Source organism: Gilliamella apicola (genome assembly GCF_003202915.1).
Taxonomy (GTDB): domain Bacteria; phylum Pseudomonadota; class Gammaproteobacteria; order Enterobacterales; family Orbaceae; genus Gilliamella; species Gilliamella apicola_Q.
In genome coordinates this window covers 1-12,440 of the sequence record NZ_QGLP01000008.1, presented here as the reverse complement: position 1 = coordinate 12,440, position 12,440 = coordinate 1, and the positions used below count along the sequence as shown (strand labels likewise).

The 12,440-nt window shown below is 36.1% G+C and carries 13 protein-coding genes and 1 rRNA gene; 5 read left to right on the top strand and 9 right to left on the bottom strand.

Features of this window, described 5'->3' with window-relative positions:
- Nucleotides 1-47: 47 nt before the first annotated feature.
- The 3 genes from folP to rlmE form a co-directional block, all read right to left on the bottom strand.
- Entirely contained in the window at nt 48-884 is an 837-nt protein-coding gene (gene folP / locus DKK79_RS12520; RefSeq protein WP_110424377.1) for a dihydropteroate synthase, read from the bottom strand.
- A gap of 150 nt (nt 885-1,034) precedes the next feature.
- Entirely contained in the window at nt 1,035-2,915 is a 1,881-nt protein-coding gene (ftsH, locus tag DKK79_RS12515; RefSeq protein ID WP_110424376.1) for an ATP-dependent zinc metalloprotease FtsH, read from the bottom strand.
- Nucleotides 2,916-2,990: 75 nt separating this feature from the next.
- Nucleotides 2,991-3,617 carry a 23S rRNA (uridine(2552)-2'-O)-methyltransferase RlmE gene (gene rlmE, locus DKK79_RS12510; protein WP_110424375.1) on the bottom strand — a complete coding sequence of 209 codons (627 nt, stop codon included), beginning with the start codon at nt 3,615-3,617 and terminating at the stop codon, nt 2,991-2,993.
- Nucleotides 3,618-3,715: 98 nt separating this feature from the next.
- Here rlmE and yhbY point away from each other — a divergent pair, with 98 nt between their 5' ends.
- Entirely contained in the window at nt 3,716-4,009 is a 294-nt protein-coding gene (gene yhbY, locus DKK79_RS12505; protein ID WP_110424374.1) for a ribosome assembly RNA-binding protein YhbY, read from the top strand.
- A gap of 37 nt (nt 4,010-4,046) precedes the next feature.
- On the opposite strand, the gene greA is transcribed toward yhbY, so the two are convergent.
- A complete protein-coding gene (gene greA / locus DKK79_RS12500; protein WP_110424373.1) occupies nt 4,047-4,523 on the bottom strand; it encodes a transcription elongation factor GreA in 477 nt (158 codons plus the stop codon).
- Nucleotides 4,524-5,472: 949 nt separating this feature from the next.
- On the opposite strand from greA, the gene hslR reads away from it, so the two are divergent.
- Nucleotides 5,473-5,865 carry a ribosome-associated heat shock protein Hsp15 gene (gene hslR / locus DKK79_RS12495; RefSeq protein ID WP_110424372.1) on the top strand — a complete coding sequence of 131 codons (393 nt, stop codon included), beginning with the start codon at nt 5,473-5,475 and terminating at the stop codon, nt 5,863-5,865.
- Nucleotides 5,843-6,730 (top strand): Hsp33 family molecular chaperone HslO, encoded by an 888-nt coding sequence (gene hslO / locus DKK79_RS12490; protein WP_110424371.1) that lies wholly within the window; start codon nt 5,843-5,845, stop codon nt 6,728-6,730. The genes hslR and hslO overlap by 23 nt, the downstream gene beginning before the upstream one ends.
- Nucleotides 6,731-6,938: 208 nt before the next feature.
- On the opposite strand, the gene tsaA is transcribed toward hslO, so the two are convergent.
- The 4 genes from tsaA to metN form a co-directional block, all read right to left on the bottom strand.
- Entirely contained in the window at nt 6,939-7,649 is a 711-nt protein-coding gene (tsaA, locus tag DKK79_RS12485; protein ID WP_110424370.1) for a tRNA (N6-threonylcarbamoyladenosine(37)-N6)-methyltransferase TrmO, read from the bottom strand.
- An 85-nt stretch (nt 7,650-7,734) separates the two neighbouring features.
- On the bottom strand, nt 7,735-8,634 hold the full coding sequence (metQ, locus tag DKK79_RS12480) for a methionine ABC transporter substrate-binding lipoprotein MetQ (protein ID WP_110424369.1): 900 nt from the start codon (nt 8,632-8,634) through the stop codon (nt 7,735-7,737).
- A gap of 15 nt (nt 8,635-8,649) precedes the next feature.
- Nucleotides 8,650-9,291 carry a methionine ABC transporter permease gene (locus DKK79_RS12475; protein WP_110424390.1) on the bottom strand — a complete coding sequence of 214 codons (642 nt, stop codon included), beginning with the start codon at nt 9,289-9,291 and terminating at the stop codon, nt 8,650-8,652.
- 112 nt (nt 9,292-9,403) lie between these two features.
- Nucleotides 9,404-10,435 (bottom strand): methionine ABC transporter ATP-binding protein MetN, encoded by a 1,032-nt coding sequence (gene metN / locus DKK79_RS12470; protein WP_110424368.1) that lies wholly within the window; start codon nt 10,433-10,435, stop codon nt 9,404-9,406.
- 116 nt (nt 10,436-10,551) lie between these two features.
- On the opposite strand from metN, the gene gmhB reads away from it, so the two are divergent.
- On the top strand, nt 10,552-11,088 hold the full coding sequence (gene gmhB, locus DKK79_RS12465) for a D-glycero-beta-D-manno-heptose 1,7-bisphosphate 7-phosphatase (RefSeq protein WP_034884786.1): 537 nt from the start codon (nt 10,552-10,554) through the stop codon (nt 11,086-11,088).
- Between the two features lie 504 nt (nt 11,089-11,592).
- Here gmhB and DKK79_RS15005 read toward each other — a convergent pair.
- On the bottom strand, nt 11,593-11,829 hold the full coding sequence (locus tag DKK79_RS15005; RefSeq protein ID WP_110424367.1) for a DUF4184 family protein: 237 nt from the start codon (nt 11,827-11,829) through the stop codon (nt 11,593-11,595).
- 517 nt (nt 11,830-12,346) lie between these two features.
- Between DKK79_RS15005 and DKK79_RS12455 the strand changes: the two genes are divergently transcribed.
- A 16S ribosomal RNA gene (locus DKK79_RS12455) occupies nt 12,347-12,440 on the top strand; the annotation flags it as partial.

Below are 12,440 nucleotides of genomic sequence, written 5' to 3'. Positions count from 1 at the left end.
ATTATTGATTTAATAATAGTAAAAAATGAAGTTAACCCCGCCAAAAATTAACCTTGCTCTGCTAAGGTTGCTTGGACTATTCGCATAGCATCAAAGGTTTCTTTGACATCATGAACACGGATAATTTGCGCTCCTTTCATTGCTGCAATGACCGCACAAGAAACACTGCCTAGTACACGCTCTTTTGGTGGTACATTTAGCACTTGTCCTACCATCGATTTTCTTGACATGCCAACCAAAATAGGCAAATTGAAGTGATGGAATTTTTCCAGTGTAGCCAATAGACGATAGTTGTGGGCTAAAGTTTTACCAAAGCCAAAACCTGGATCGAGGATGATTTTTTCACGAGCAATACCAGCTGCCACACATCGTTTGATATGTTCTGCAAAAAATGAATCGACTTCTTGATAGATATCTTGCTGATAATGGGGCGCATTTTGCATGGTTTTCGGATCACCTTGCATATGCATGATACCTACCGGTAATTCCGTTTTTTGCGCTGCTTGTAGTGCGCCTGGTAAAGTTAATGCACGGATATCATTAATTAAATGTGCTCCAGCTTTGGCCGATTCAGTAATAACTTCCGGTTTTGACGTGTCAACTGAGATCCAGACATCAAAGTAGCGAGCGATTTTTTCAACTAACGGAATTACTCGGTCAAGCTCTTCGTTGGTTGATACTTCTGCAGCGCCGGGGCGAGTTGATTCCCCACCTACATCAATAAAGGTTGCGCCGGCTTGAATCATATGATCAACCCGGCGCATTGCATCATCAAGATTGTTGTAATTACCGCCGTCAGAAAAAGAATCCGGGGTCATATTAACAATTCCCATTACTTGCGGAAATGAGAGATCCATTACGTGATTTTGAAAACGAATTTCCATGATTTTAGGCCTTATTTTATCTATATTGTTCTTGCTAAGTACGCTATTGAGATGATGACGTATTGCTGTTGCTATTTGATTTTCTTTTGAAAATTAATTGATTTTTGATGATAAAAAACGCGCCGTAGCGCGTTTAAGATTTAGTCATCATTAATCTTCTGATTGAGTTGGTATATCACTTCCCTCATTTGGAATCTCTTTGGCTGCTTGTTCATCACTTTCAGTCCAATCATCTGGTGCGCTAATTGGTCTACGAGCGATTAAATCAGCAACTTGTTTTGCTCCGATGGTTTCGTATTTCATTAATGCATCTTTCATGGCATGAAGTACGTCCATATTGTCAGTTAAAATTTTGCGTGCACGTTCAAAATTACGATCGATAATTTTTTTCACTTCTTCATCAATGATTCGGGCAGTTTCATCTGAAATATCTTTCGGTCGACCATAAGATGCATTATCATCCATCTCATAAAAAAGTGGACCTAAACGATCAGAAAAGCCCCATTGAGTGACCATCGCTCTGGCATATTGGGTGGCAACTTTGATATCGTTAGATGCACCAGTTGATATTTTATCAACACCATAAATAAGCTCTTCGGCAAGACGTCCACCATATAGAGTGGCAATATCCCCTTCTAATTTTTCTCGGCTTTCGCTAACACGATCTCCTTCAGGTAAGAAGAAGGTAACCCCTAATGCTCGCCCACGTGGGATGATAGTGACTTTATGGATTGGATCGTGATCTGGCATCAAATAACCAACAATTGCATGCCCAGCTTCATGATAAGCAGTTGAAATAAGTTGTTCTTGAGTCATGGTTAAAGAACGTCGTTCTGTACCCATGTTGATCTTATCTTTGGCTTCTTCAAATTCGTCCATTGTGACAACACGCTTATTACGACGTGCGGCAAATAGTGCGGCTTCATTCACTAAGTTTGCCAGCTCAGCACCAGAATAACCCGGTGTACCACGAGCAAGAACAGATAAATTGACATCAGTACCAAGTGGCACTTTGCGCACGTGAACGGCTAAAATTTGTTCACGACCTTTCATATCAGGTAAGCCAATTTGGACTTGGCGATCAAAACGACCAGGTCGAAGTAATGCAGGATCTAAGATATCAACACGGTTGGTTGCGGCAATAATGATGATACCACTATTTGCTTCAAAACCATCCATTTCAACTAACATTTGGTTAAGAGTTTGCTCTCGTTCGTCATGACCACCCATTGAACCTGCACCACGTTTACGGCCGACAGCATCAATCTCATCGATAAAGATTATACATGGTGAATGTTTGCGAGCTTGTTCAAATAGGTCACGGACACGAGAGGCACCCACACCAACAAACATTTCAACAAAATCAGAACCTGAAATGCTAAAGAAAGGCACATTCGCCTCACCTGCGATAGCTTTAGCAAGTAATGTTTTACCAGTACCCGGAGGTCCTACCATTAAAATACCTTTTGGAATGCGACCACCTAATTTTTGGTATTTACCTGGATCACGTAAAAAATCGACAACTTCGGTAACTTCTTGTTTGGCTTCTTCACTGCCAGCTACATCGGTAAATTTAGTCTTAACTTGGTCTGGGGTTAGCATTTTGGCTTTACTTTTGCCCACTGACATTGGACCACCTTTACCACCACCTTGCATTTGGCGCATGACAAAGAACCAAAAACCAAGTAGCAAGATAATCGGGAACCAAGAAATCAGAATGCTCACTAATAAGCTTGGTTTTTCATCAGGGCTGCCATATACAGCTATATCATTAAGCACCAAATTATCAACTAGCTTTTCATCCAGATAAGGGATGTAAGTAATATAATTACCATTACCTTTCGTTGTGGCAACAATTTCGCGGCCGTTAATACGTACTTCTTTAAGCTTACCGCTCGTTACATCCGAATTAAATTTGGTATAATCGACTTGAGGTCCGCTATTGGATAGCGTGCTGAATTGGTTAAATACAGCAATCAATACAACCGCGATAACACCCCAGATCAGTAAATTCTTTACCATGTCGTTCAAAAGAAAAACCTCTCATAAAATTAACAGTTACGACTAAAATTAACCAAGTATGGTACTACAAAATTGTCCGGCTGGCTACTTCATCCCCATTGCGACTATATATACTTCTCGAGACCTTGCTCGAGAAGCTTCAGGCTTGCGAATTTTGACTGTTTTAAACAGTGATCTCACCGTTTTTAAATACTCTTCAAAGCCTTCGCCTTGAAATACTTTGACGATAAAACTCCCATTAGGTGCAAGAACGTCTTTACACATATCTAATGCAAGTTCAACTAAATACATTGCTCTTGGTATGTCAACGGCAGGTTGCCCACTCATATTGGGAGCCATGTCAGACATGACGACTTGTACTTTTTCTTCGCCAACCCGTTCAAGTAAGGCATTTAGTACCGCTTCATCCCGAAAATCACCTTGCAAGAAGTCAACGCCAACAATGGGATCCATTGGTAATAGGTCACAAGCAATAATTCGTCCTTTATTACCAATGAGTGATGCAACATATTGTGACCATCCGCCCGGTGCAGCCCCGAGATCGACGACAGTAATGCCCGGTTTGAATAGTTTGTCACTTTTTTGTATCTCTTCTAATTTAAACCATGCTCGAGAACGCAGGCCTTTTTTTTGTGCTTGTTGCACAAAACGATCTTTAAAATGTTCATTTAGCCAACGAGTAGAGCTTGCTGAGCGTTTTTTGTTACTCACAGCGAATAAATCCTTAGTGTATAGAGGTCACTTCAATTGATTACAAATATATATAAGGGTAGAATAGCAAAATTACAACTTAATGTGATAAAAAATTAATGAATTTATCAAATAAACAAAAACAGTACTTAAAAAGTGAAGCTCATCATTTAAAACCGATAGTGATGATTGGTGCTAATGGATTTACCGAAGGCGTTTTAGCTGAAATTGAAAATGCCTTAAATTTCCATGAACTAATTAAAGTTAAAATATCTGCCGAAGATCGTGAGACCAAAAAGCTAATTTGTGAAGCTATCATCCGCGAAACAAAAGCGTTAGCCGTTCAACAAGTCGGATCTATTTTTACCATATTTAGACCGAGTGATGAGAAAAAAATCACTTTACCAAAATAAAAACAGGGCAATAGCCCTGTTTTAGTCGTGAGTTTTATTAGATATATTCAACTTTAACAATATCAAATTCAACATCACCGCCCGGCGTTTTAATTTGTACGGTATCACCATCTTCTTTACCAATAAGCCCTCGAGCGATAGGTGAGTTAACCGAAATTAAATTCTGCTTATAATCTGCTTCATCGTCACCAACAATGCGATAAGTTGTTTCTTCATCGGTATCGATATTGATTACGGTTACGGTTGCGCCAAAGATAATGCGTCCAGTATTTTTGACTTTGGTAATATCAATAATTTGCGCTTGAGATAATTTGCCTTCGATTTCTTGAATACGACCTTCACAAAAACCTTGTTGTTCTCTGGCAGCGTGGTATTCGGCGTTTTCTTTTAAATCGCCGTGAGCTCTAGCTTCAGCAATGGCAGCAGTAATTTGAGGTCTTTTGACATTTTTAAGTTCTTCAAGTTCTGCACGTAATAATTCGGCTCCCTTTACAGTCATTGGGATCTGTTTCATCTCGATTTTTTCCTATTTATATAGTCAATAAAAAAGAATAACACATGTTCACTCTAGTCAACAAATGAGGAATAATTTAGATAGTTTGTTATTCTGATGTTACAATTAGTTTTGATTATATATTAACGTTAAAATTGGTTTAACAACAAATTATTTATATCAAAATGAAGAGTGATTTTATTCAAAATCAGGGATGGAAATAGCAATTCTAATCCATCATCTATCTCTATATCGCTTATTCGTGAGGCGACAAAAACCTTATCTAATTTTATCCATTTCGATTTTTTGGTTGTTAACTGCTATCAGCTATTTTGTGTTACAAATCAGTTAGGCTATCAAAACTAAGTTCTATTCTATTTCAATTGGCAAAATAAATCATCCGTTGGTTAATTTCATAAGTTATGAATTGATAATTGATGGGTAATCACTGATAAACAAGTCGTGATTAATGCTGCTCAATTAATTATTGGCTTTGTTAGGCAAATTTATGATAACTTTATTATGTTAATTAAATTACTATAATGAATGATTAAATTAATGACAGTGAATTATCCGCTCTGGTTTTGGCCAATAGGTAGCATTTTTATAACTCAGTAATCAATTTTTTATTTTATGACTGGCCAAATTGCCTACGGCTAGCAGAAAATAGTGGCAGCTTTAAACCATTTGAGTTATCAAGTAGACAATTATCGCCAATTGCTGTCGTTTTATCTTAAATGTGGACTAGTCGATTATTGAAAAACAACTTAATGAGTTAATCAATGCAGAATTAACCTAATTTTTTCGAATCAGTAAATTGTCATACTGATTAATGTGTTAAAATTGCAACATTTAGGTTATTAAGAACTTTGTTGACTAATGACGATGATTGATCTATTCATTACATTGATTTTAATAAATCTATCCTTATATCAGTTATGAAATGTATTAAGTTTTAAATGAGGAAACGATGTATCTAGTAAGATTAGATAAATGGTTATGGGGTGCAAGGTTTTATAAAACGCGTTCTATTGCTCGCGATATGATTGATGGTGGAAAAGTCCATTATAATGGTCAACGAGCAAAGCCAAGCAAAATTGTTGAGGTTGGCGCAATGATAACACTGCGACAGGGCAATGAACAAAAGACAATTCGCGTTTTAGCCATTAGTGATCAACGTCGAACGGCAAGGGAGGCGGAATACCTTTACCAAGAGACCCTAGAAAGTATCACCAAGCGTGAAAATATTGCTCAGGCACGAAAACTTAATGCACTAACCATGCCGCATCCGGATCGACGTCCAGATAAAAAAGAGCGGCGTACACTAATTAAATTTAAATATGATAGACAACAAGGCAATTAATATGGATACCTTAAATCGGTTTTTATTTGATAATCATCCCGTTCGTGGAGAAATTACCCGACTTGAAAAAACATACCAATCTATTTTAGAAAACCATAATTATCCTATTGCGGTACAGAATTTATTAGGTGAATTATTAGTCGCAACTAGCTTATTAACCGCGACGTTGAAATTTGACGGTGATATTGCTGTGCAGTTACAAGGTGATGGCCCATTAACGTTAGCGGTCGTCAATGGCAACAACCAACAAGAATTACGTGGAGTCGCGCGTGTAAATGGTGAAATAGCCGATAATGCCACACTTAAACAAATGGTTGGCAACGGTTATATTGTCATTACCATAACACCTAAAAAAGGTGAGCGTTATCAAGGTATTGTTGGATTAGAAAAAGAGACGTTAATTGGCTGTATTGAAAATTATTTTATGCAGTCTGAACAACTGCCAACTCGTTTATTTGTTAAAACTGGCGTGTATAACAATCAGCCCATGGCTGCTGGAATTTTATTGCAAGTGTTGCCAGCAAATGAGAATATTCAAGCCTCATTTGAGCACTTAAGTGCTTTAACTGAAACTATCACCGGTGATGAGTTATTTCAACTCCCTACGGATGAAATTTTGTATCGTCTTTATAATCAAGAAGATGTTCGTCTGTTTGAAACGCATCAAATTATCTTTAAATGTGGTTGTTCACGACAACGTTGTGAAGATAGTTTAATGACTTTACCGGCCACTGAAATCGATGAGATCTTAAATGAAGATGGTGGCAAGATTGATATTCATTGTGATTATTGTGGCAAACATTATCTGTTTGATGCGATAGATATTGGACAATTGCGAAATAAGAAACATTCCAATTATCATTGAACTAAATAAAAATGCCACTAAAATTATTAAGATTTTAGTGGCTAAGTGAAATATAGGGAATTAAACCCGTAATCAATTTAACAGAATCGAAACAATTTACCAACTAAAATTATCGGTCTCGCGTAGATAATTTGTAAAGTTTTTTTTAATTAAAAATATAGTGAAAAAACAGATTATTGGCTAATTTTGTTGTTCTAATAAATAAATTTTAGCGACTAACAATTTGTATCTCTTCAATGCTAGCTAAGCAACCGGTTACCTTCCATTTAATATTAAAATCATATAATGAGATAGCATAGGTTTGTTCATAACTATTTTTTTGTTTATAGGCTGGCCTAGGATCTTGAGATATGACTTGTTCAATAAGTTCGGTTAGTTGTGGATAGTCTTGTTGTTGGGATTGCAAAAATAAGCTAGCTTGGGTTGAGAATGAAACCTTAAGCTTCTGTTCGGGAGTCATTTGCGCGTAGCCCGCTTTTGCATCAGGAAGACTGTCACAGTAAGGTAAGTAGGGTTTTATATCAATTATTGGGGTACCATCTACCAGATCTAATCCGCTTACTGTCAAAATCACCTGATTTTTTTTAATAACGATATCAAGCAATTCGACAACTGAAAGACCAATATTATTAGGTCTAAATGGAGATCTTGTTGCAAATACCCCTAAACTTTTATTTCCGCCTAAACGTGGCGGACGTACCGTTAATCGCTTTTTGCTGGGGTCAATATGATGGAAATGAAACAGAAGCCATAAGTGAGAAAACTGTTCTAATCCTTTGACACTAAGTGGATCGTTATAGGGTGCAAGTAAATGTAATTCACCTTGGGCAGCCTTGACCAAATTGGCTTGTCGTGGCACAGCAAATTTTTCTCGGTAAGGTGAGCGGATGACAGCAATTGGTTCAAATTGATATGTCATTTTTGATTCATTAGTTAATTACTTTAAGGGTTTCCGTCGACCAGTGTCGACGGAATGGGGTAAATTTTAGTTTGTTAGTATTGTATTACCAACCACGAATGGCGCCACCATTAAAAATTTGGTCAGCTTTTTGTGCTACGGCATCAGTTTGGTAAGCTTTAACAAAGTTTTTCACGTTTTCATTATCTTTATCAGCTTCACGCGATACGATGATGTTAACATATGGAGACTCTTTATCTTCAACAAAAACACCATCTTTACTTGGTGTTAAATTTGCTTGTCCAGCAAATGCATTATTAATAATGGCAAGATCGATCTGTGCATCATCAAGTGAACGAGGAAGCATTGGTGCTTCAAGTTCTACAATTTTATACTCATATGGGTTACTAGTAATATCAAGTACAGTTGGTAATAAGCCTTTCTCTTTATCAACAGTAATTAAACCTTCATGTTGTAATAAAAGTAATGCTCGACCTAAATTGGTAGGATCATTAGGGATAGCAATTGTTGATTTAGCAGGAATAAAGAATGTTTCGCCACGAGGTGAAGTCACTTTTACCCCTTCGCCTGTTTCACTGCTCTCATCAATTGGTTTTAACTTGTGTGAATAACTGGCAATTGGATAAACAAATGAGTTACCAACAACAGATAATTTATAGCCTCTTTCTTTGATTTGTTCATCTAGATAAGGTTTATGTTGAAAAGCGTTAACATCAATTAATCCATCATTTAATGCTTGGTTTGGCGTAACATAATCATTAAAAATGACAAGTTCAACATCAAGATTATAGAGATCTTTAGCTTGTTGTTTAACAACCTCTGCCACTTCTTGTTCTGGACCTGAAATTACACCAACTTTAAGCGTAGTTACTTTCGCGGGTTCTTCAGGTTTATTCTCAGTTACAGTCGTTTTGTTATTATCACAACCAGTTAGGAAAAATGCACTTGCCAATGTAGTGATCAGTGCCAATTTTTTTATAGACATAAATTTTCTCCAAAATTAATGATGGGTAACGCGTTTAACAATATTATTGCCAATAAATTGTATTATAAAGACAATCATAATTAAGATAATCAAAACGGTATTCATTATAGCAGGTTTATAACCGTTATAACCATATTGAATAGCAAGTTGACCTAATCCTCCAGCTCCGACTGCTCCGGCCATAGCAATATAACCAGTTAATGTAATGAGTGTAATGGTCATACTATTTACAATCACCGGTAATGCTTCAGGCAATAAAACTTTATAGACTATTTGTAATGGTGTTGCGCCCATAGAACGAGAGGCTTCAATTAATCCTTTGGGTACATCAAGTAAAGCATTTTCAATCATTCGAGCAATCAATGGCGAAACACCTATACTTAGTGGAACAATAGCCGCTTGTTTACCTATAAATGTTCCCATTAAAATTGTTGTAAAAGGAATAATCCATACAATTAATATAATAAAAGGTATAGAACGGAAAACATTGGTTATAAATGAAATAAGACTATTTGCTATATAAGAATCTAATATTTGCCCTTTTCGGGTAGTATAAAGCAATATACCGATGGGTAATCCGATTACAGTACCCCAAAAACCCGATAAGATGACCATATAAATAGTTTCATCTGTCGCTTGAGCCATTTTAAATAGCATTGCTTCGTTAAAGCCATTAAATGAAGAACAAAAAGCAACAAAATCTGCCCAGAAGCCATGTTGAGCTAAATAGCGAAATAGTGATTCAAATGGTTTAAATGAAGGAATAAAATCAAACATAGCCTAAAACCTCAACTTTGGTATTATTATTTTCTAAAAACGCAATTGCAGCTGCTGTACTTTTCTGTGTTCCTTTCATTTCTGTTAACATTAAACCAAACTTAACACCACCGGCATAATCCATCTGAGCACTAATAATATTACTATCAACTTGGAATTCTTTTGCTATTTGCGACAATAAAGGTAAATCAACCGATACGCCGGAAAATTCCAAACGAACCAGTGGATTGAGTCCTTCTTTATGTTCAGGCGTAAGTCTTACCAAATAGTCATCAGGAATAGTAAGGTGTAAGGTTGATTGAATAAATTGTCTTGCAATATCGGTTTTTGCATGTGAAAACATTTCACCGACTGAAGATTGCTCAACTAATTCGCCGTTACTAATTACTGCCACTTGGTCACATATCTGTTTAACCACATCCATTTCATGCGTGATTAATAAAATGGTTAACCCCAATTTTTGATTGATATCTTTTAATAATGCCAAAATAGAGCGTGTTGTTTCCGGATCAAGTGCGCTGGTGGCTTCATCACATAATAATACTTTCGGATCACTGGCTAACGCTCTGGCAATGGCAACACGCTGTTTTTGTCCGCCAGATAAATTAGCTGGGTAGACATCAGCCTTATCACTTAAACCAACCAGCTCAATAAGCGCTTTTACCTTTTGTTTAATTACCGCTTTAGGGGTTTTATTTAATTCAAGTGGAAAAGCGATGTTATCAAATACCGTTCTTGACGATAATAGATTAAAATGCTGAAAGATCATGCTGATTTTGCGACGTACTTCAATCAATTTTCGATTAGAGAGATGAGTGATCTCTTGGTTATCAAAAAATATTTTCCCACTGGTTGGATTTTCTAACAGGTTTACACAGCGTATTAATGTACTTTTACCAGCCCCTGACTTGCCGATAACACCATAAATTTTACCTTTAGGAACATATAGTGAGATGTCCTTTAAAGCATGAATCGTGGTATTATTATGCTCAAAAGTTTTTGAGATGTGTTCGAGTTTTATCATGATATAAACTAAAAAATATGAATAGTTAAATATTAAGACGTCTAGACATCTAAGTCAATCAATAATATCCTATATAAAGTAAGATAGACACGCCTATAAAAGGAAGATAATTAAACATGAAACCAGCTATATTTTTAGATCGTGATGGTACCATTAATATAGATTATAATTATGTGCACACGATTGATAAGTTTCACTTTATTGATGGTGTTATTGAAGCGATGCAAGAGCTCAAAAAGATGGGTTTTTTACTTGTTATCACCACTAACCAATCAGGTATTGCCAGAAATATATTTACTGATGAGCAATTCAATACGTTAACCGAATGGATGGATTGGTCACTACAAGACCGTGGTGTGGATTTAGATGGTATTTATTATTGTCCACATGATCCGTTAGTTGATGATTGTGAATGTCGAAAACCAAGTCCAGGCATGATCCAAACCGCCGCTAAAGAGCTAAATATTGATATTGCAAATTCCTATATGGTTGGTGACCGAGTTTCTGATTTATTATCCGGTAAACGAGCAGGGGTTAAAAAAACCGTATTAGTTAAAACCGGTGATGTAATAACCGAAGAGGCTTTAGCTCAGGCTGATTGGTTAATTGATAGTTTAGCGGATTTACCGCAAAAGATTAAAGCAGAAGCATAACAAAACAACAGCGTTTATTTTAAACGCTGTTGTTTTTTTGATTATAAGTGGCGTAAACATTAAACCTAAAAATGCTGCACTAATTAAAATGACAACTATGTTGTCTATTTGATTTAAGTAAAAACAATATCCGAAAATGACAAAAATAGTGGCGGTAATAATTATTACAAAACGCCAGTATTGCACACTGATTTGATATTTTGGGGATAATTATCGGTAACCGTAAAATAAGTATCACTATAATAGTCAAACTAATCAATGTGCTACTATGTTGTCGTAGCTGATAGATTGGAATCAGCATTGAGCTTAATGAATATCATTTTTAGAAAACCAGACAGATTAACTAAATAACCCGATATCAGAATAAATCCATCCCAATATATATAAGAAACAATACCGATAAAAGTGGAGGTCAAAACCACTAATCAGTGTCAATAAAAGTTTTGACGCCAATTAAAAACAATATAAGTAACAAATCTTTTATAAAAGAAGTTTGGCACATTGTTAATTAAGCGATCGCGAATAATGGAGTATAAGAGAAAAGCAATATAGAGAGTTAATAGCAAATCCAAATAAAAGTATACCAATTATATGATGACTCACATCGCTTTCGACTGCCATTCTAATAAAATATTCAAAAATTGGGGACATGCTAGCAATAATGAAGACCGTCATTAGGAATAAATGGGCTTGTTTATAACAAGGTAAGATTATAGTTGGATGTGCAAAAGTAAAAAGCATTGAGTAAATTTTGCTGAAATTACCCAATTTGGTCACTTTATATAGTAGAAAATATTACCAACAGATTAAATGCTCCAAAGGAAAAATTACTATAAAATGTCAATTTTAGATTGTTTTTAGCTCATCTTGTGTAAAAAAAAGACAAACAGTAGAAAATATTGCAATAATCACTTGCACGTTTTTTTTAACGCCCTATAATGCGCATCCACTGACACGGCGTCAGCGATAAGCAGACAAAAGTAGTGTTAGTAAGCAAGGTCAAAAATTTTAAAAAAAGATCTTGACGAATGAAAAGGTGTAGCGTAGTATACGCAGCCCTTGAGACAGCAAACTGAAGCAAGAAATTGTGAAGTAAATTAAAAAGCTGTCAGCTCTTTAAAAAGAAGAAACAGACAATCTGTGTGGGCACTTGCGAGACGAAAAATTAAAAGTCTACGGACTAAAAAATTAAGTCTTGATAAGTGACACTGAAGATTCATTTGAATATGTCAGAGACAGTTATTGAGCATCAAACTTTAAATTGAAGAGTTTGATCATGGCTCAGATTGAACGCTGGCGGCAGGCTTAACACATGCAAGTCGAACGGTAACATGAGTGCTTGCACTTGATGA

Coding starts and splice junctions, on each gene's coding strand:
- folP (WP_110424377.1), bottom strand. CDS start 884: ATGGAAATTCGTTTTCAAAATCACGTAATGGATCTCTCATTTCCGCAA.
- hslR (WP_110424372.1), top strand. CDS start 5,473: ATGTATCTAGTAAGATTAGATAAATGGTTATGGGGTGCAAGGTTTTAT.
- DKK79_RS15005 (WP_110424367.1), bottom strand. CDS start 11,829: ATGCTTTTTACTTTTGCACATCCAACTATAATCTTACCTTGTTATAAA.
- DKK79_RS12475 (WP_110424390.1), bottom strand. CDS start 9,291: ATGCTATTTAAAATGGCTCAAGCGACAGATGAAACTATTTATATGGTC.
- metN (WP_110424368.1), bottom strand. CDS start 10,435: ATGATAAAACTCGAACACATCTCAAAAACTTTTGAGCATAATAATACC.
- greA (WP_110424373.1), bottom strand. CDS start 4,523: ATGAAACAGATCCCAATGACTGTAAAGGGAGCCGAATTATTACGTGCA.
- tsaA (WP_110424370.1), bottom strand. CDS start 7,649: ATGACATATCAATTTGAACCAATTGCTGTCATCCGCTCACCTTACCGA.
- yhbY (WP_110424374.1), top strand. CDS start 3,716: ATGAATTTATCAAATAAACAAAAACAGTACTTAAAAAGTGAAGCTCAT.
- gmhB (WP_034884786.1), top strand. CDS start 10,552: ATGAAACCAGCTATATTTTTAGATCGTGATGGTACCATTAATATAGAT.
- metQ (WP_110424369.1), bottom strand. CDS start 8,634: ATGTCTATAAAAAAATTGGCACTGATCACTACATTGGCAAGTGCATTT.
- hslO (WP_110424371.1), top strand. CDS start 5,843: ATGATAGACAACAAGGCAATTAATATGGATACCTTAAATCGGTTTTTA.